17 protein-coding genes are annotated in these 18,823 nt (G+C 63.2%); 6 read left to right on the top strand and 11 right to left on the bottom strand.

Translation table 11 applies throughout. The features are described from left to right. Nucleotides 1–41 precede the first annotated feature (41 nt). From HX792_RS16410 to HX792_RS16385, 6 genes are all read right to left on the bottom strand, one after another. Nucleotides 42–1,424 carry a PepSY domain-containing protein gene (locus HX792_RS16410; protein WP_176997068.1) on the bottom strand — a complete coding sequence of 461 codons (1,383 nt, stop codon included), beginning with the start codon at nt 1,422–1,424 and terminating at the stop codon, nt 42–44. A gap of 124 nt (nt 1,425–1,548) precedes the next feature. Continuing rightward, nucleotides 1,549–3,609, bottom strand: a complete 2,061-nt coding sequence (locus tag HX792_RS16405; protein ID WP_176997067.1) for a TonB-dependent copper receptor — start codon at nt 3,607–3,609, stop codon at nt 1,549–1,551. Between the two features lie 93 nt (nt 3,610–3,702). Continuing rightward, nucleotides 3,703–4,104 (bottom strand): DUF2946 domain-containing protein, encoded by a 402-nt coding sequence (locus HX792_RS16400; RefSeq protein WP_176997066.1) that lies wholly within the window; start codon nt 4,102–4,104, stop codon nt 3,703–3,705. Between the two features lie 11 nt (nt 4,105–4,115). Further along, nucleotides 4,116–4,598, bottom strand: coding sequence for a copper chaperone PCu(A)C (locus tag HX792_RS16395; RefSeq protein WP_176997065.1), 483 nt, complete (start codon nt 4,596–4,598; stop codon nt 4,116–4,118). A gap of 46 nt (nt 4,599–4,644) precedes the next feature. After that, entirely contained in the window at nt 4,645–5,040 is a 396-nt protein-coding gene (locus tag HX792_RS16390; RefSeq protein WP_176997064.1) for a DUF2946 domain-containing protein, read from the bottom strand. Nucleotides 5,041–5,312: 272 nt separating this feature from the next. Beyond that, nucleotides 5,313–5,669, bottom strand: a complete 357-nt coding sequence (locus tag HX792_RS16385) for a hypothetical protein (protein WP_176997063.1) — start codon at nt 5,667–5,669, stop codon at nt 5,313–5,315. Between the two features lie 449 nt (nt 5,670–6,118). Between HX792_RS16385 and HX792_RS16380 the strand changes: the two genes are divergently transcribed. Then, nucleotides 6,119–6,367, top strand: a complete 249-nt coding sequence (locus tag HX792_RS16380) for a DUF6124 family protein (RefSeq protein WP_176997062.1) — start codon at nt 6,119–6,121, stop codon at nt 6,365–6,367. Nucleotides 6,368–6,485: 118 nt separating this feature from the next. Here HX792_RS16380 and HX792_RS16375 read toward each other — a convergent pair whose 3' ends face one another. Together HX792_RS16375 and cbiE are read right to left on the bottom strand one after the other, a co-directional pair. Next, nucleotides 6,486–7,205 (bottom strand): cobalt-precorrin-6A reductase, encoded by a 720-nt coding sequence (locus tag HX792_RS16375; protein WP_176997061.1) that lies wholly within the window; start codon nt 7,203–7,205, stop codon nt 6,486–6,488. Further along, the gene (cbiE, locus tag HX792_RS16370) at nt 7,202–8,407 is read right to left on the bottom strand and encodes a precorrin-6y C5,15-methyltransferase (decarboxylating) subunit CbiE (protein ID WP_176997060.1); all 1,206 of its coding nucleotides are present in this window, start codon (nt 8,405–8,407) and stop codon (nt 7,202–7,204) included. The genes HX792_RS16375 and cbiE overlap by 4 nt, the downstream gene beginning before the upstream one ends. A 38-nt stretch (nt 8,408–8,445) precedes the next feature. Here cbiE and cobG point away from each other — a divergent pair, with 38 nt between their 5' ends. The 5 genes from cobG to HX792_RS16345 all read left to right on the top strand — a co-directional run bounded on the left by cobG (nt 8,446) and on the right by HX792_RS16345 (nt 13,795). Next, a complete protein-coding gene (cobG, locus tag HX792_RS16365; RefSeq protein ID WP_176997059.1) occupies nt 8,446–9,792 on the top strand; it encodes a precorrin-3B synthase in 1,347 nt (448 codons plus the stop codon). Next, complete coding sequence (locus tag HX792_RS16360) at nt 9,785–10,411, top strand: precorrin-8X methylmutase (RefSeq protein WP_176997058.1); 627 nt, start codon at nt 9,785–9,787, stop codon at nt 10,409–10,411. Before cobG ends, HX792_RS16360 begins: the two co-directional genes overlap by 8 nt. Then, nucleotides 10,411–11,142, top strand: coding sequence for a precorrin-2 C(20)-methyltransferase (locus tag HX792_RS16355; RefSeq protein ID WP_176997057.1), 732 nt, complete (start codon nt 10,411–10,413; stop codon nt 11,140–11,142). The genes HX792_RS16360 and HX792_RS16355 overlap by 1 nt, the downstream gene beginning before the upstream one ends. Next, the gene (gene cobJ, locus HX792_RS16350; protein WP_176997056.1) at nt 11,142–12,779 is read left to right on the top strand and encodes a precorrin-3B C(17)-methyltransferase; all 1,638 of its coding nucleotides are present in this window, start codon (nt 11,142–11,144) and stop codon (nt 12,777–12,779) included. The genes HX792_RS16355 and cobJ overlap by 1 nt, the downstream gene beginning before the upstream one ends. Before the next feature lie 236 nt (nt 12,780–13,015). Beyond that, nucleotides 13,016–13,795, top strand: coding sequence for a hypothetical protein (locus HX792_RS16345; protein ID WP_176997055.1), 780 nt, complete (start codon nt 13,016–13,018; stop codon nt 13,793–13,795). Here the strand turns inward: HX792_RS16345 and HX792_RS16340 are convergent. From HX792_RS16340 to purD, 3 genes are all read right to left on the bottom strand, one after another. Then, complete coding sequence (locus HX792_RS16340; RefSeq protein ID WP_032890615.1) at nt 13,792–14,388, bottom strand: MarC family protein; 597 nt, start codon at nt 14,386–14,388, stop codon at nt 13,792–13,794. The genes HX792_RS16345 and HX792_RS16340 overlap by 4 nt on opposite strands. 162 nt (nt 14,389–14,550) lie before the next feature. Then, nucleotides 14,551–17,322 (bottom strand): hybrid sensor histidine kinase/response regulator, encoded by a 2,772-nt coding sequence (locus tag HX792_RS16335; protein WP_176997054.1) that lies wholly within the window; start codon nt 17,320–17,322, stop codon nt 14,551–14,553. A gap of 115 nt (nt 17,323–17,437) precedes the next feature. Next, complete coding sequence (gene purD / locus HX792_RS16330) at nt 17,438–18,730, bottom strand: phosphoribosylamine--glycine ligase (protein WP_176997053.1); 1,293 nt, start codon at nt 18,728–18,730, stop codon at nt 17,438–17,440. Nucleotides 18,731–18,823 lie beyond the last annotated feature (93 nt).

Raw genomic sequence — 18,823 nt, 5'->3', positions numbered from 1 at the left:
CAAGGCTACAGAAGGCCTCTGCCATGGGCATCTCGCCGGGTTCATGCAGAACCTGAGGCAGATTCATGTTGGCCAAAAAAACGCGACAACACTAGGCGATCCAGTGCCCACACCACGATCAGCGAGGCGCCCACCAGCGGGAAAACAATCGCCAGCGCGAGCATGATCACCATCGCGGTTTTCCACTTTGGCAGGTCATGGCGCAGCGGTGGAACACCCAACCCGCCCGCTGGGCGACGCTTCCACCAAATCACCACGCCGCTGACCGCGCTGAGCAGAATCATCAGGCAAATCAGCAGCACGATCAGCTGATTGACCCAGCCGAACATCTTGCCTTCGTGCAGCATCACGCCGGTCTCCGTTGCGCGGGCGACCGTGTTGTAGTGCGCCCAGCGCACATCGGCCAACACCTTGCCGGTGTACTGGTCTACGTGCAGGGTGGCGTCGTTGCGCGGGTCGTTGGCGAACACCGCGACGGTGAATACGCCGGTGGCGGTGGTCGGGAAGGTGATGCTGTAGCCTGGCTCGACTTTGCGTGCGTTGGCCAGGTCGACCACCTGTTGCAGGCGCACGGTCGGCGCGGCCGGACCTGAGTGCATGGCGCCGTGGTTCATGTGTTCGGCGTGGTCGCCGGACATCGGCATCGGCGTGTTCTCCATGGCCCACGGCACGGTCTGTTGGCTGGCGGTATTGAGGGTACGCGCCTGTTGGTCGGACTGCGGCACGTTGTTCCACATGGCGGCCGGGAAGGTGTTCCACAGGTCGGCGTATTGCTTGCCCCAGAAGCCGGTCCAGGTCATGCCGCTGAGCAGCATCACCAGCAGGAAGGCGGCGCCCCAGAAGCCGGCGACGGCGTGCAGGTCACGCCAGAACACGCGGCCGCGGCTATTGAAACGAGGCCACAGCACGCCTGCTGAAGACTTGCCGCGCGGCCACCACAGGTACACGCCCGACACCACCAGCATCACGCCCCAGCCGGCGGCCAGCTCCACCAGGCGATCGCCGACGGTGCCGATCATCAACTCGCCGTGCAGGGCGCGGGCGATGGCTTGCAGGTTGTATTTCGAGTCCTGCTCGCCGAGTACCGTGCCGCGATAGGGGTCGAGGAACACCGTCACTTCGCGGCCTTGGTTGTGCATCACGAACTGCGCGCTGGCGGTGGCGTCGGCCGGTGGCAGGTATTTGCTGATGGCGGCATTGGGGTAGGCCGCTTTGGCGCGTGCCAGTTGCTCGTCGGCGGTCAGGGCGTGCTCGGCGGCTTGGACCTTGAGCAGGTCGCCGTACATCAGCGGATCGAGCTGGGGTTTGAACAGGTAGATGATGCCGGTCAGGGCCAGCAGCACCATGAAGGGGGCAACGAACAGCCCGGCGTAGAAATGCCAGCGCCAGGCCAGGTTGTAGAAGGAAACTTTTTGAGTGCTCATCAGGGTGCTCCGCAAAGGCTTGTTATTTATCCGGTTGTAAACGCGAACCCTGTAGGAGCCGGCTTGCCGGCGATGGCGTCCTCAAGATCGCCATCGCCAGCAAGCCGGCTCCTACAACGGTGCGTCAGAAACTCATGTCCACCTTGGTCCAGAGCGTGCGCCCTGGCTCCTTGATGGCTTGCGGGTCACTGGCCGGGTAGCCGAACCCGGCGTTGCCGGCCAGGTTCAAGTGCTCGGCATAGGCCTTGCCGAACAAGTTGTCGACGCCGGTGCTGACCTTGAAATGTTTATTGATGCGGTACGCCGCGTTCAGCGAGAACACGCCAAACCCCGCGCTCTTGTCGAAGTCCTTGCCGACCACGTTGCCCTTGTTTTGGTCGATGCGGTTTTGCGCCGCGACCACCCGCCACAAGGCGCCGGCGCTCCAGTCGTCTTCGCTGTAGGTGAGACCCAGGCGCGCGTCCAGCGGTGGGATCTGCGGCAGGGCCTTGCCGTCGCTGGTGTTTTTGCCCCAGGCGTAGGCGAGGGTTGCGTCGGCTTTCCAGTGGCGCGTCAGCTTGTACGCCGCGCCCAGTTCGCCGCCCATGATACGTGCGTCGACGTTGCGCGCCTGGGAGGTGGTGCCCATCATCCCCGGCCGGTAGTCGAACAGGATGAAGTCCTGTACGCGGCCGATGTAGCCCGAAGCCCAGGCCTCTAGGTCGGAAGTTTTGTATTGCGCGCCAAAGTCGAGCTGGGTGGTTTTTTCCGGCTTCACCCCATCGAACGCATTCACCGAACCGACCGCGCCGGTATTGGGCGAAAACAGCTCCCAGTAATCCGGGAAACGCTCCGAGTGGCCCAGGCCCGCGTAGAGCGTGGTGGGGCTGTCGGCCAGGTCGTGCTCGTAGCGCACGAAGCCCGAGGGCAAGGTGTCGGCGCGGGTGTCGTCGGCCGTCGGGTTGGGGCGGGTGCCCATGCCGGAACCGGTGGTTTGCCGGAAGTCCTTGGCCGAGGCGCGGTCCAGGCGAGCGCCGGTGATCAGGCGTTCGCGGTCGGCGGCGTACCAGGTGAGTTCGCCGAACACGCCGTAGTTGTGGAAGTTGGCGTCCTTGACCCGGGGCAGGTCCTTGTAGGTGTCGATGCCCATGCCGCTGCGCTGGCGGTGTTCGTTAGTCTGGGCATCCAGGCCGCCGATCAGTTGCACATCGGCCCAACGCCAGGTGGCCTTGATCCGCGCGCCGAGGGTGCGCCGGTCGACGTTGGACGCCATCGGCCCGGCCATCATTCCGGTGCCGGACGGGACACGCAGGCTGTAGTTGTCCATCACGTGGTCGGCGTAGTTGTAGTAGACCTGGGCTTCGACCTTATCCAGCACCTCGCCGATGTTGGACTTCTCAAAGCGCAGCCCGAGGCTCTCGCGCAGAAACTGCGAGCCGTCCATGCCGCGCCCGGCGTAACGCGCTTCGCCATCGCCACGGCCGGCCGTGAGTTCCAGCAAGGTGTCGGCGTCGGGGGTGAAGCCGACGGCGACGTCGCCGTTCCATTTGTCATAACGCGAGGCCACGGTGTCGTTGTTGCCGTCCTTGTAGTCGTCGGCATGCGCCTGGTTGCCGATCACGCGCACATAACCCAGCGGACCGCCGGCCGCGGCATCGATGACCTTGTCGAAGCGCCCGTTGGAGCCGGCCAGCACACTGGCGTTGAGGCGCGTACCCAACTCGCCGAACTGCTCCGGCTCACGCTCGAACAGGATGGTGCCGGCTGACGCACCGGGGCCCCAGAGCACGGTTTGCGGGCCTTTGATCACCGTGAGTTTGTCGTAGGTTTCCGGGGAAATATACGAGGTGGGCGCATCCATCCGGCCCGGGCAGGCGCCGAGCATCATGCTGCCGTTGGTGAGGATGTTCAGGCGCGAGCCGAACATGCCGCGCAGTACCGGGTCGCCATTGGTGCCGCCGTTGCGCACCAGGGCAAAGCCGGGGATGGTCTTGAGGTAGTCGCCACCATCGCTGGCCGGCACCGGTTGGCGCGGGTCCTTGGGGTTGGTGATCACGGTCAGCGGCGAGCTGGGGGCGATCGCGGTGATCACGGTGGGGCTCAGTTCGTGTTCGTCGGCATACACCTGTGGTGCCAAAAGGGCGCCGCACAGAACGGCGACCACGGGGGGGCTTCCCAAACGGGTGTCAGCAGAAAACCTGGACATGACAAATTCCATCAATCAATCGTAAACAACACGGCCAGCAGCCTGCGGCTGTCTGTCTAAAGTCGGCCGGGGTGAAGTAACGCTGTGAAGTGCTTACGCGTTGATGGGCGGTGCGCGACTGCGGGCGCCGGGGAAGATGCTCTGCCGGGCATGGCCTAGGCGGGTGGCGGGGGTGAGGGCGTTGGCGGACGGCGGGCTGCCCAACGTGAACATTGACGTGCCGCCGGGCAGCGCGGGGCAGCTGTAGAGCAGGTCGCAATAGCCGCACTTGGACCAGAGGGCGTGGTGTTCGTCAGGGGCTTTGGGGTGATGGGAACCGGCGTGGTCCATCGGCATGTCCATGGACATGCTCATCGACATACCGGCGTGATGATCCATCGGCATCGCTTGGGAAATCAGCGGACCGATAAAGATCATCAGCATGGCGAACAGGCTGATCCAACCGCCGCGTCTTACACGGGCGTGTGGAGAGAACCTGGCGCGGGGGGCGCCCATCGAATGTCAGCCTATTGCGGGTGCTTGTGCGCGTGACCGGCCATTGGCGGTACTTTTTGTACCGACACTTCCACCTCGACCTTGCCGGCTTTTTCGAAGGTCAGGGTCAGCGGAAATTGCTTGCCGTCGGCCAACAGGCTGCGGTCTTTGAGGCCCAGCAGCATCACGTGGTAAGCCATGGGCGCGAAGGTCAGGTCGCCCTTGGCCGGCACGGCGACGCTGGGTACTTGCTGCATTTTCATCAGGTCGCCCTGCATCACATGCTCGTGCAGCTCGGCCTTGTCCGCTACCGGCGTCTCGACGCTGAGCAGGCGGTCCGGGGTTGCGCCGGTGTTGTGAATCACGAAGTACGCCGCGACGGTGGGCGCGTTGGGCGGCAACTCCTGAGACCAGGGTTCGCTGACCACCAGGTCGCCGGCCTTATAGTCATCGGCATTGGCAGCACTGAACACCGGCAACAACATCGCAGCCAGAAGCAGGGAAGATTTGAGCATGGCAGTTCTCCAGAACGGTTCTAAACGCAGTTCACTTGCGAAGAAATCAGGCCGTTGGAGACGCGCGCGGGTTGAGGCTCGGCCATTGCTGGCGCGGGGTCGGGCTTTGCAGCCGGGGCGGCGGCAAGCGCTGTGAGGTGTTGAATTGGGTGAGGTACAACTGCGGCACATGCCCCGGCAGCGCCACCAACGGCGCCGAGCCTGAGCAGCACCAGCAATGCTGCATGGTGGAGTGGTCGTCCTGCTGCGGCGCCGGAATCTCCAGCTTGCCCAGGGCAATCGTCTTGAAACTCGCCCCATTGGAGGAGCAGAAACTGCCCCACAGCAATTGCTGCACCGGGTCCTGAGACTGCTGCATCGCCCCGGCCATCGGCATGGCAAAGGCGTTGAACAGCACTGCAAAGCAGGCGATCCACACAATTGCAAAGCGTTGACGGGCCATGGCGGACAATCCGTAGGGTTAAACGATCAGGCGGGTATTTAGCCTGATCGTAGGGGATAAGTAAAAAGGGGCGGTGTGGTTTGGTGTCGCAGCTGCTGGTTTCAGGATAGACGGGAACCTGGAATTGCCAATTAGATGGGGCGCGCACTTCATGGCCACGCCTAACACTGTGGGAGCTGGCTTGCCTGCGATAGCATCACCTCGTTCCAGCTGAAAGACCGAGTCGCCAGCATCGCAGGCAAGCCAGCTCCCACAGTCTGGATTGCGCTCGACTATCGCTTGGCGTTGATCCTGCTGATTGCACGAGCAATGTCGTCTTGGCCCATTTTGATCAATGAGCCATCGCCTGGGTCTTCTTCGATGCAGGCCTCGAGGAACGCATCCATATCTTCTTGTGTAAGGAGATAGTCGGCAGCGTCGAAACGAGTGAGTCCTGTCTTTCTGTCAGGGAGGTATTGGGCTTTTTCCAACCATTGGTTTAATCGCGCTGCGACTGCGGGTTCATCCGATTCCAGGGCCTCGGCTTCAAGGCTTAGCGCATCTGCAAACTCGGAATTGGCGATTATGTGTTCGATAATCGTTTGTTCAGTTGGTCGAGTTAAGCACTGGGTGTGGGTTTTCTTGGTCATGCGATGAACCTCATGTTTAACGTCGGTGGACGAAATGTTGAAAATCATCGCTATTGGAATGCGGGGCTCGGAAGCCAGCGGGTTCCGGTGCCTGTGTAGGTCTGTTCCTATTTGGTTTTTGTGCTGCTGAGCTTTGAAGCTCTCGGCAGAAATATCCGACAAGCCTTTAAGGTTGCCCCTAGGAAACTCAATCCCTAGTCTCCGTACACCGCTGCAAACTCAGCGGCCGGGCGTCGCGGCCCGGGTTCCTATGGACGCTAAGCGTCATCGTCTGCTTTCAGTTGGCGCTTTTTTAGCGTCTACTGTGCGGCGCTATGGCGGCTGTGCGCGGGATACCTTCGGGTATGCCGGGTTTCCTTAGGACCGGTCCGCGAACCTGCGTACAGCTGCCACCCTCTATCGCGTCGCGGCGAATCAGTGGCAGCTCCACTTTCCTAAGGAGCTTCACAATGATCAAACCCACCCCCAATCCCCCCATCCGGCTATTCACCGTAGCCGACGGCATCAGCACCGAAGACCTGCTGGTCAACCTCAGCGAAACCCTCGCCTCAGCCAATGCGCTGAGCTGCGATCTTGCGTTTAACCTGGAGGGCTCGAAACGAGAGGAGTTGCTCGGCGTTGCGCAGTTGATTGAATTGGCGCAGTTGCTGGCGGATCGTGTGCACACGGGGTTCGGACTGGCGACAACAGCGGCCTGACAACACAGGTCAAATGTGGGAGCGGGCTTGCCCGCGATTGCGGTGTATCAGTTATAGATGAGTTGGCTGACAGGACGCTATCGCGGGCAAGCCCGCTCCCACAGGGGATCAGTGGTGTTTAGAGCGTGGTGATTGCCTGCAGCGCCGCAGCCACGTTGGTGAACTCCCGATCCACCGGCGCCAACACCGGCCGCTTCAAGACGAGCACCGGTATTCCAAGCTCCCGCGCCACTTCCAGCTTCGGCTCCGTCGCGGTGCTGCCACTGTTCTTGCTGATCAGCACATCAATGCCGCGTCGCTCAAACAACGCACGCTCGTCCTCGATCAAAAACGGCCCGCGCGCGCCGATTACTTCGCACCGGTCATTCCCCGGGTACACATCCAGTGCGCGCAGCGTCCAAAACTGTTCGACGGGGATTTCGTCGAGGTGCTGCAACGGCTCACGCCCCAGCGTGAACAGCGGGCGTTTGAAGGGTTTGAGCGCTTCAATCAATGCGGCCCAATCGCCAACCTCTCGCCAATCATCTCCCGCCTGCGGCTGCCACGCCGGGCGCCGCAATGCCCAACAAGGCACGCCACCTAGCTGCGCAGCTTCGGCCGCATTGCGGCTAATCTGCGCCGCATACGGATGAGTTGCATCGAGAATCAGTCCAATTCCCTCATCCCGAACAAACCGCGCCAAACCTTCAGCGCCGCCATACCCGCCCACCCGCACCTGGCAGGTCAGGTCAGTCGGCACACGCCCGACGCCAGCCAGGCTGTAGATATGTTCCGGACCCAAAGTGCGCGCAATGGCCAAGGCCTCAGTCACGCCACCCAGCAATAGAATGCGCTTCATAGCGGCTTGACCACGTCCAGCAAGGTGATCGGCAACGCTTGGCGCCACGTATCAAACGCTCCCAACGGCTGCGCCTGGGCCACGTGGATGCGCGTCAGTTCGCCGCCATGCTTGTCCCGCCAGTTCATCAGGGCCATTTCACTTTGCAGGGTTACAGCATTGGCAACCAACCGTCCGCCCGGTCGCAGCTGTTGCCAGCAGGTGTCGAGCACGCCGTCACGGGTGACGCCACCGCCGATGAAGATGGCATCCGGTGCTTCCAAACCGTGCAACGCCTCCGGCGCCTTGCCGCGAACCAGCTGCAGCCCGGGCACACCCAGCGCATCGCGGTTGTGTTCGATGAGACCTTGGCGACCGTCATCGGCTTCAATCGCCACTGCGCGGCAACTGGGGTGAGTGCGCATCCATTCAATGCCAATGGAGCCGCTGCCCGCGCCCACATCCCACAGCAGTTCGCCGGGCATCGGCGCGAGGCGGGCGAGGGTCATGGCGCGTACGTCGCGCTTGGTCAGTTGGCCGTCATGTTTGAAGGCCGAGTCCGGCAGGCCTGCGAGGCGCGACAGGCGCGGAGCATGGATGTTGGCCACGCAGTCGATGGCGACCACGTTCAAGTCAGCGACTGAGGCGTGTTGCCAATCACCTGCCAAACCGTCGATACGCCTCTCGCCCGCACCGCCCAGGTGTTCAAACACGCTCAACCGGCTCGGCCCGAACCCGGATTCAACCAGCAGCGAGGCAATCAAGGCCGGACTGCGACCGTCATTACTCAACACCAACAACCGCACGCCACTCGCCAGATGCGCATTCAACGCCGCCAACGGCCGCGCGACCACGGACAGCGTCACCACATCCTGCAACGGCCAACCCAGCCGCGCTGCTGCCAGCGATACCGACGACGGTGCCGGCAAAATCAGCAACTCATCCGCCGCTACCTGCCGCGCCAGGCTTGCGCCCACGCCATAGAACATCGGATCGCCACTGGCCAGCACACACAGCGGCTCACCACGGCTTGCCAGCACCGGCTCCAGCGAGAACGGGCTCGGCCACAACTCACGCGCGCCGCGAATACACACCGGCAACAGGTCCAACTGGCGCTGAGCACCTATAATCCGCGTGGCGCGCAACAGGGCATGCCGGGCATTCCTGCCCAGCCCCTTGAAGCCGTCTTCACCGATGCCTACAACCGTCAGCCAGGGCGACATATGAATTCCTTGAACGACATCCGACGGGCAGGCTTTTCATGCCGCCGGACAAAGCAGGCATAATACCGCGCCTTTACCCGTCAACCGGTAGCCCCGTGAACCAGACGCCCGCTATGAATACCTTGCGCCCCTCGGCTTGTCCGGGGTTGCTGCGTATTGTCCAGGCGTTGGACGGCGGCATTTGCCGGATCAAGTTGGCCGGTGGTTCCATCACCGCAGAGCAGGCCCACGCGGTGGCTGAAGCGGCCCAGGCCTATGCAGGCGGGGTGATCGAGGCCACTAATCGCGCCAACCTGCAGATCCGAGGAATCGGCGCCGAAGAAGGCGCTTTGATCAAACTGCTGCTGGCCGCAGGCCTTGGCCCCAACAACGCCGCCGGTGACGACGTGCGCAACGTGATGCTCAGCCCCAGCGCCGGCATCGACCCGCAGATGCTCTTTGACACGCGCCCGCTGGCCGGACAGATCCTGAATACCCTGCAGAACCACCCGCGTTTCCACGAGCTGTCGGCCAAGTTCGCCGTGCAACTGGATGGCGGCGAAGCCCTGGCGATGCTCGAACATCACCATGACCTGTGGCTGTCGGCGTTCGTGCGCGATGGCCAGACGCTGCTCGCCTTCGGCCTGGCCGGTTGCCCGGGGCTGGATGCGCCGGTGGCCGCCGTGCCGTTGGATCAAGGGCATGCACTGGTGGTGGCTGTGCTGGAAGCGTTTCTCGACCTCGCCACGCCCGAGCAAACCCGCATGCGTCATCTGGCTGTGGATAAGTTATTGAGCCGCCTCACGCTGGCTTTGCTGCCAGTCGAAGGCTTCAAACGCCCGCCCAGCAGCGCTTCGCTGCACCTGGGCACTTATCCACAAGCGCAAAAGAATCTGTTCTACGTTGCGGCCATCGCGCCCTTGGGTCGCCTGGATTCGACGATGCTCAACGGCGCCGCACAACTGGCCAGCGAATACGGTGACGGCACCCTGCGCTTCACCCCTTGGCAGGGCGTGCTGCTGCCCAATGTCGAAAAACCGCAGGCCGTGACTGAGCGCCTGGCGCAACTGGGCTTTCTCTGTTCAGTCGACCAACCCCTGGCGCGCATGACCGCCTGCACCGGCTCCAGCGGCTGCGGCAAAGCCCTGGCCGACACCAAGGCCGACGCCCTGCAACTCGCCGCGCTGGACACCGGGCACGATGTGCACCTGTCTGGCTGCGTGCGTTCCTGCGCCGCCGCACACACCGCGCCGGTGACCCTGCTGGCCGTGAGCCCCGGCCACTACGACCTCTATTTTCGCGATGCCGCCTACCCAGGCTTTGGCCTGCTGCACGCGCGCACCCTTTCTATTGAAGCGACGGGCGCCTTGCTGCGCGCCCGCCCACGGAGCAACACCGATGATTGATTACATCCGCGACGGTCAGGAGATCTATCGCAACTCCTTCGCCATTATTCGCGCGGAAGCCAAGTTGGACCGCATCCCGGCCGACTTGGAAAAACTCGCGGTGCGGGTGATTCATGCCTGTGGCATGGTCGAAGCCATCGATGGCCTGCAGTTCTCCGAAGGCGCGGGTAAGGCCGGGCGCGATGCGCTGGCGGCCGGCGCGCCGATCCTGTGCGATGCGCGGATGGTCTCCGAAGGCGTGACCCGCGCGCGCCTGCCCGCCAACAACGAGGTGATCTGCACCCTGCGCGACGACAGCGTGCCGGAGCTGGCGCGTGAGCTGGGCAACACCCGCTCCGCTGCCGCCCTGGAACTGTGGCGCCCGCACCTGGAAGGCAGCGTGGTGGTGATCGGCAACGCGCCGACCGCGTTGTTCTACCTGCTGGAAATGCTCGATGCCGGTGCTCCCAAGCCGGCGTTGATCCTCGGCTTTCCGGTCGGGTTTGTCGGCGCCGCTGAATCCAAGGCGATGCTGGCCGCTGACAGCCGAGGCGTGCCGTTCGTGATCATGCAGGGCCGCCTGGGCGGCAGCGCCATGGCCGCCGCAGCGGTGAATGCCCTGGCCACGGAGGTCGAATAATGCAGGTACGCGGACGTTTGATCGGCCTGGGCGTGGGCCCCGGCGACCCGGAACTGATCACCCTCAAGGCCCTGCGCCTGCTGCGCGAGTCGCCGGTGGTGGCGTACTTCGTGGCCAAGGGCAAGAAGGGCAACGCCTTCGGCATCATCGAGGATCACCTGGTGCCACAGCAGACCCTGATGCCGCTGGTGTACCCGGTGACCACCGAAGTGCTGCCCGCGCCGATGTCCTATGAGCAAGTGATCAGCGATTTCTACGACGCTGCCAGCGTCGATGTGGCAGCGCACCTGGATGCCGGCCGTGACGTGGCGGTGATCTGCGAAGGTGACCCGTTCTTCTATGGCTCCTACATGTACCTGCACGACCGCCTCGCCGAGCGTTATGACGCGCAGGTTATTCCGGGCGTGTGCTCGATGCTCGGCGGCGCTTCGGTGCTGGGGGCGCCGCTGGTGTACCGCAACCAGAGCCTGTCGGTGCTCTCGGGCGTGCTGCCCCATGACGACCTCAAGCGCCGTCTGGCAGACGCCGACGCGGCGGTGATCATGAAGCTGGGCCGCAACTTCCCCAAGGTGCGCCAGGTGCTGGAAGAACTCGGTCTGGCCGGGCGTGCGCTGTATGTGGAGCGCGCCACCATGGCCAACCAGAAGATCGTGCCGCTGGATCAGGTCGACCCGTCGTCGTCGCCTTACTTCTCGCTGATCATCGTGCCCGGTGAACGGTGGCAAGGTTGATGCGCCCGGCGATTGTCATTTTGGGCCAGGGTAGCCTGGCCACTGCGCGCAAGATCCAGCAGGTTTACCCCGGCGCGCTGATCCATGGGCTGGCGGGGCGTGTCGAAGGCGCAGATCAGCTCTACAGCGAATTCGGCGCGACGCTGCGCCAGCTTTATCAGCAAGGCACGCCGCTGATTGCGCTGTGTGCGGCGGGCATTGTGATTCGCACCCTGGCGCCGTTGTTGCTGGAGAAAGGCGAAGAGCCTGCCGTGCTGGCCGTTGCCGAAGACGGCAGCGCCGTGGTGCCGTTGCTCGGTGGCTTGGGCGGTGTGAACGTCATGGCGCGGGAGATCGCTGCGGCGGTGAACGTGGCTGCGGCGATCACCACCAGTGGCGAGTTGCGGTTCGGCACCTGCCTGCTCAACCCGCCGAGTGGCTATGAGTTGGCCGACCTGGAGCTGGGCAAGCGGTTTGTCTCCGACCTGTTGGCCGGTGAAAGTGTGCGCATCGAAGGCGCTGCGCCGTGGTTGGACCAGGCCAACTTGCCGCAGGATCAACAGGCACGTTTGGCGATCCACGTGGGCAGTGCTGAGCGCACGCCTGCGGCCAATGAGTTGCTGATCTATCCAAAGACCGTGAGCGTGACCTGCAAGCCAGGCGCGCAATTGGCCGAGCGGGTGCGCGCGGCTTTGCATGACGCAGGTATCGCCGTGCAATCCCTGGCGTGCCTGTTGGCCAGTGACACGCAGATGGCTGAAGCGTCGCTGCATGAAGCGGCGTCGGCGCTGGGGGTGCCGCTGCGGTTTACCCGCGTGAACCAAGCGACCGATATCGTCATCGACGTTGCCGAGCAGCCGCTGGACCTGGCTAACGTCGGTCGCGTGCGTGGCCGCCTGGCGGTGATTGGCCTGGGCCCGGGTGCCGCCGAGTTGATGGTGCCGGCGGTCAAGGCTGAATTGGCGCGCTGCACCGATGTGCTGGGTTACGAAACCTACGTGCGCATGGCCGGGCCGTTCCGCGACGATCAAGTGCAGCACTGCACCGATAACCGCGAAGAAATGCAGCGGGCTCGCCACGCGTTCGAGCTGGCGGCCCAGGGCCGTTCGGTGGTAGTGGTGTCGTCCGGCGACCCGGGTGTGTTCGCCATGGCTGCGGCGGTGATCGAGGCGCTGCACGAGTCCAGCGACCCGGCCTGGCATCAGGTCGACCTGGAGATTCTGCCGGGGGTTTCGGCCTCACTGGCCACGGCCGCCCAGGCGGGTGCGCCGTTGGGGCATGACTTCTGCGTGATGTCGCTGTCAGACAACCTCAAGCCGTGGGCGATCATCGAGAAGCGCCTGGACCTGGCGTCCCAGGCTGATCTGGCGCTGGCGTTCTACAACCCGATCTCCCGTTCGCGTCCGTGGCAATTGGGCCGTGCCCTGGAAATCGTCGCGCTGCACCGCACACCCGAAACGCCGGTGGTGCTGGGCCGCGATATCGGCCGTCCGGGCCAGAGCCTGCGCGTCACCACGTTGGGGCAACTGACCCCGGAGCAGGTGGACATGCGCACCATGGTGTTGATTGGCTCCTCCACCACCTGCGTGTTCCCGCGTGCCGGTGGCGGTGAGTGGGTATACACCCCGCGTTGGTACGGCGAAAAACCGGCGTCCTGAAACGCTCCGGCCACTGCCAGAAAGCTCCGAATGCTTCAGGGATTTTCCTGTTGTCATTCGGGGCTTTTTCTTTTTTTGCGCGATGACGCCCGGAAGGCGTGGGCGAACGCCACGGGATTGCTGGGCGATGCTGTTTCAGGTGCATGGGCAAGGGATGTTTGTTGCGTAGAAAGCCCAACCGCCACTGGACTAGTGTGAACACAAGCCCCATGTGGGGCGCTTGTGGAGAATGGAAAATGGAGCGACATCACAAAAGGACCTTCAGTGCGAAGCGGCGTAAATTGATTGCCGCCTACAAACTGCCCGGCGCACCGGGAGCCAGTGCTCCCATGGCGCTGGATACCGAAGACGATAGCAATGCAGCCGTGGTGAACAACGGAGTGATCTCGTTTATCGAGGGCATGTCCGCCCTCAACCGCGAGTACATCCGCAAGAGCTACTTGCTTGCCAGCAGCTATGTGAGCGATGTGTTGAAGGTGCATCGCGGTACGGAAAGTTGGTACGACGAATTTATCAAGGTGATGGTCAGCCTGGGCTGGCTGCCGGTGCGCAGCAGCTTCGAGCGGGTCTCGAGTTCGGGCAAGGGCCTGACGGTGCAACTGGCGGCACTGAACATGATTGCGGCGATGCTGGCCTCGACCTCACTGGCCGGGCCATTGCTGGCGGCGCTGCCCAAGCTGGCGGCGGATGCATTGGAATCACTCAAGCAGCAGCCAGCGTCGTTCGAGTTGTTCAAACGCAACAGCACGGTGCAACAGGGCGGTGATTTCGGCCTGGCCTCATGCGCCGAAGCCGCCGGGGAGGTGACGATGGTGCTGGTCACCTACAGCGCCCATGGTGTGAGCAAAAAGGTAGGGTTGCCGTTTCTGGAGTGGGACAGTTCCTCGTTCGAGGCCTTCAGCGGGCAGACCTGCCTGGTGCTGAATACCTCGGTGGTCAACGAAAAAACCATCCGGCTGATGCGCGAAAGTGCGGGCGACAAAGTGCAGTTGGCAATCGCCAAATACCGGATCTAGGGCACCAGGTAGCCGCGCACCCCGGTAAAGATGATTTGCGCGGCCAGGGCGCAGACGAACAGCCCCATCAGGCGGCTGACGATCTGCAAGCCCTGGTCGCCGAGAATGCGTTCGATGCGGTTGGACAGGTACAGCACCACGCCCACGGTGAAGCTGGCGAGGGCGATGCTGAGAATGGCGGTGATCTTGTCATCCCAATGTGGCTGGCTCACGCCCATCACCAGCAACGCACCGATGGTGCCGGGGCCGACGGTGAGGGGGATGGTCAGGGGCACGATGGTCACGTCTTGCTGCACGTTGTCGGTCTGCACCGCCGACTTGCCCTGGGCCATGCCCAGGGCGGAGATGAACAGCACGCTGCCGGCGCCGATGCGGAAGGCATCCACGGTGATGCCGAACACGCTGAAAATGACTCGGCCGAACAGGTAGAGCAACACGCTCGACACCAGGGTGGCCAACGCGACCTTCCAGGCCAGGCGCCGCCGCTCCTTGCTGGAGTAACCACGGGTCAGGCTGATGAAGCAGGACAGCACAAAGAACGGGCTGTAGAGCACCAGCATTTTCAGGTAGACGCTGAATAACACGTGGAGCATGGAGATGGCTCGCAATGAGAGAAGTCTGCGGAGTCTATCAGGCGAAACGCCGTAAATGTGGGAGCTGGCTTGCCTGCGATAGCGGTGTGCCAGGCAACGAATAGGTGGCTGATGCAGCGCCATCGCCGGCAAGCCAGCTCCTACGGGGGATCGTATTTCAGGTCAGGAAGGCGCGTGCTCGGGGCGTTGCTGGCGCTGTGCGACCCAGAACTCCACCAGCTCGCGCAACTGCGACAGTTCCACCGGCTTGGCCATGTGCCCGTCCATCCCGGCCTGGCGTGCGCGTTCTTTGTGTTCCGAGAGGATGTGCGCCGTCAGGGCCACTACCGGTGTGCGGATACGCTGGTGGCTGACTTCCCAGGCGCGCAACTGCTGGGTGGCCGAGAAGCCATCGAGGATTGGCATTTCACAGTCCATCAACACCAGGTCATACCGCTGGGCCTTCATCGCCTCCAACGCTTCTTCGCCGTTGCTGGCGGTGTCCGGGTTGAGGTTGAGCTTGCCGAGCATGCCACGGATCACCTTGGTGGAAATGCTGTTGTCTTCGGCCACCAGGATACGGAAGTCGCTGGGTACGGTGACGGCCGCTGGCGGACTGATCGCAGGGCGCACCGGGACGCCGCCCTTGCTGCGTTGGGTCAGTTCGTCGGCCAGGGTGGTCTTGAGGGTATAGCCGGCCACTGGCTTGGCGAGGATGCGCTTGATCCCGCAGTTGCGCGCGATGATCTTGCTTGGCGCATTGCTGATGCCGGTGAGCATGATCAACAGGATGTCGTGGTTCAGGCTCGGGTCTTCCTTGATCTTTGCCGCAAGCTGCATGCCGGTCATACCTGGCATGTTCTGGTCCAGCAACACCACGTCGAAGTAATCGCGCAGGTGCGCCTTGGTGCGCAGCAGTGCCAGGGCTTCCTTGCCTGAAGGCACGGCGCTGACGTTAAGGCCCCAGGCGGAGCATTGCTGCACCAGCACCTTGCGGCACGTGTCGTTGTCGTCCACCACCAGCACACGTGCATCCTTGAGCGGGCCGTCGAGGTCGGAGGTCGGGTGCTCCAGGCGTTCCGGGTCCAGTGGCAGGGTCAGCCACAGTGTGCTGCCCTGATGGCTGCCACTCTTGATGCCGAACTCGCCGTTCATCAACAGGATCAACTGACGGGCGATCACCAGGCCCAGGTGGCCGCTCAGACGTGTAGCCGAGAGGAAGTTCTTGCTGTGCAGTTCACTGTGCAGCAACGCCTCGCGCTCGGCGGTTTCCATCGGCAGGCCGCTGTCTTGTACGGCGATGCGCAGGCGTGGCTTGGTGCTGCGTTCATCGAGGGCGACGACGATCAGCACTTCACCTTCATCGGTTTTCTGCAGGGCGTTTTCCAGCAGGCTCAAGAGTGCCTGGCGCAGGCGGGTGGGGTCGCCGCTGATGACGCGGGGCACCTGGGGCTGGATAAAGCTGATCAGCTCGACGTTCTGCTGTTCGGCCTTGGCGCGGAAGATGCTCAGGCAGTCTTCGATCAGTGCGTTGAGGTCGAACTGAACATCGTCCAGTTCGATCTGCCCGGACTCCAGCTTGGAGATGTCGAGGATCTCGTTGATCAGGGTCAGCAGTTCATTGCCCGCGCTGTGGATGGTCTGCACGTAATCGCGTTGTTTCACCGACAGCGGCGTGCCCAGCAGCAATTCGGTCATGCCCAGCACGCCGTTCATTGGGGTGCGGATCTCGTGGCTGATCTTCGCCAGGAACTCGGCCTTGGCGGCGATCTCGGCATTGCTCGCGGCCAGGTCACGGCTGAGGCTGAAGCGTGCCTCGACAATCGCGCGCTGGCGCTCGCCCAGGGCCAGGCTCATCAGCAGGCCACTGAGGCAGATGAAGCTGAGCAGGGTCACGATCAAGCCTTGCGGCGCCACCAGCGTGAGGCCGAGCAGCGCGGGCAGGATGATCAGCGTGCCGATGTTGAACACCACCATCGCCGCCACGAACAGCCGCGCCGGGCGGTAGCCTTTCTGCCAGTGGTAGGCCGAGACAAACAGCATGCTCAAGCCGGCCAGGGCCACCAGCGCATAGGTGATGATGTTCAGCGGCAGGGTATTGACGAACAACAGCAGCAGGCCGCACAGCACGATGAACAGGATGTCGGCCATCAACAGCTTGTTCAGCGGGTGCGGGCCCAGGGGCATGAAGAAACGGTAGGCGAACATCAGCCCGCACGGCGCGGTGAGCAGCAAGGCCAGGTAGGCGCCCGGGGTTTGCACCGCATGCCAGTTCGGCAGCCATGGGCCCACCAGGTTGAGCAGCAGCGCCAGGCTGAGCATCAACAGCACTTCGCAGGCCGCCAGCCACAGGCTGCTGCGCGAGCGGTGATAGGCGAAGCGTGTGAGGTTGTGCAGGATCAGCATCAACAGGACGCCGAACAGCAGCCCGTAGATCAGGGTCTGGTTCTGGTCGGCCGCAGCCAGTACGGCGGGCTCCAGGGTGATGTAGGGGCGCAGTTCGTGTTCCGAGACCAGGCGCAGATAGACCTCGAGAGGCCTTGGGCTCTGGGGCATCGGCAACATGAAGTCGCTGCTGGGTAGCGGGCGTTCCGCCTGGGGCTGGCGGGTGCCGGTGCTTTGTTGTTCCACCAGGGTGTCGCCGTCGAGCACGTAGAGGCTCAGGTGGGACAGGTCCGGCGCAAATACCCGCAGCACTTGTTCGTGCTTGCCGGGTTGCAGTTTGAATCGTACCCACAACGCACCGTCCGGTTCCGCAGCGGTAATGCGGTCCAGTTCGATGGGGCTGAATTGGTTGGTGTAGCGGGCGGAACGGATGTCGCTCAGTTGCAGGTCGGCCTGTTCATCAAGCAATACTGCCCACCCACTGCCTTGTGCGGCGGCCTGGGCCGGGAACAAGCAGAGCAGTGTCAGCAGACTGACTGTGAAACCTATGGCGATCCTGAGCCAGCGCACGGCGAAATCCCTTCGTAGGTTGATGCACGGGTTAACTATGCGCGGGGCGACATGTGTACGGCAAGGGCCAGAGGCCCTTGCCTAACCGAACGGATAGCTACGCAAGTGTAGCTGTTCAGCTGTTCTCGCCACGTTCACGGGCAATGGCGCGGTAGCCAATGTCCTTGCGGTAGAAGCAGCCTTTCCAATCGATTGCTGCGGCCAGTTTGTACGCCTGTTGCTGCGCGGCGTCGACACTGGCACCCATCGAGGTGGCGCACAACACGCGGCCACCTGCGGTCACCACCTTGCCATCCTTGAGCGCGGTGCCCGCATGGAACACCTTGCCTTCCAGCGTAGCAGCCGCGTCCAGGCCTTCAATCACATCGCCCTTGGCGTAGTCGGCCGGGTAACCACCGGCGGCCAGCACAATGCCGACGCTCGGACGTGGGTCCCACTGCGCTTCGACCTTGTCCAGCGCCTGGGCGAGGGCGGCTTCCACCAACAGCACCAGGCTCGATTGCAGGCGCAGCATCACCGGTTGGGTTTCCGGGTCGCCGAAGCGGCAGTTGAACTCGATGACTTTCGGGTTGCCGGCTTTGTCGATCATCAGGCCGGCGTACAGGAAACCGGTGTACACATTGCCTTCGTCGGCCATGCCGCGCACGGTCGGCCAGATCACCAGGTCCATCACACGCTGGTGCACGTCGCTGGTCACGACCGGGGCCGGGGAGTAAGCCCCCATGCCGCCCGTGTTAGGGCCCGTGTCGCCGTCGCCGACGCGTTTGTGGTCCTGGCTGGTGGCCATCGGCAGCACGTTCTTGCCGTCGACCATCACGATGAAGCTGGCTTCTTCGCCGTCGAGGAATTCCTCGATCACCACGCGCGAACCCGCATCCCCAAAGGCATTGCCGGCGAGCATGTCGCGAACGGCGTCTTCGGCCTCCTGCAGGGTCATGGCGACGATCACGCCTTTACCGGCCGCCAGGCCGTCGGCCTTGATCACGATCGGCGCACCTTTTTCACGCAGGTAAGCCAGGGCCGGCTCGATCTCGGTGAAGTTCTGGTAGTCGGCAGTCGGGATTTTGTGGCGCGCCAGGAAGTCCTTGGTGAACGCCTTGGAGCCTTCCAGCTGGGCGGCGCCTGCGGTCGGGCCGAAGCAGTCCAGGCCACGGCTGCGGAACAGGTCCACGACGCCAGCCACCAGCGGCACTTCCGGACCAACGATGGTCAGGGAGACGTTTTTCTCGGCAAAGTCAGCCAGTTGCTCAAGGGCCAGGACGTCGATGGCGACGTTTTCGCACTTGGCTTCAATGGCGGTGCCGGCGTTGCCCGGGGCAACAAAGACTTTCTGGACGCGTGGGTCCTGGGCAACTTTCCAGGCCAGGGCGTGTTCACGGCCACCGCTGCCAATGATCAAAACATTCATTTCAAAAACCTCGGATGACGCTGAATTCTGGGGAACACCACACACTGTAGGAGCCGGCTTGCCGGCGATGACGGCCTCTGAATCACCACAGGT

The sequence above is a fragment of the Pseudomonas sp. B6002 genome (assembly GCF_013385985.1).
Classification (GTDB): Bacteria; Pseudomonadota; Gammaproteobacteria; order Pseudomonadales; family Pseudomonadaceae; genus Aquipseudomonas.
This window is presented reverse-complemented; position numbering and strand designations above follow the sequence as displayed.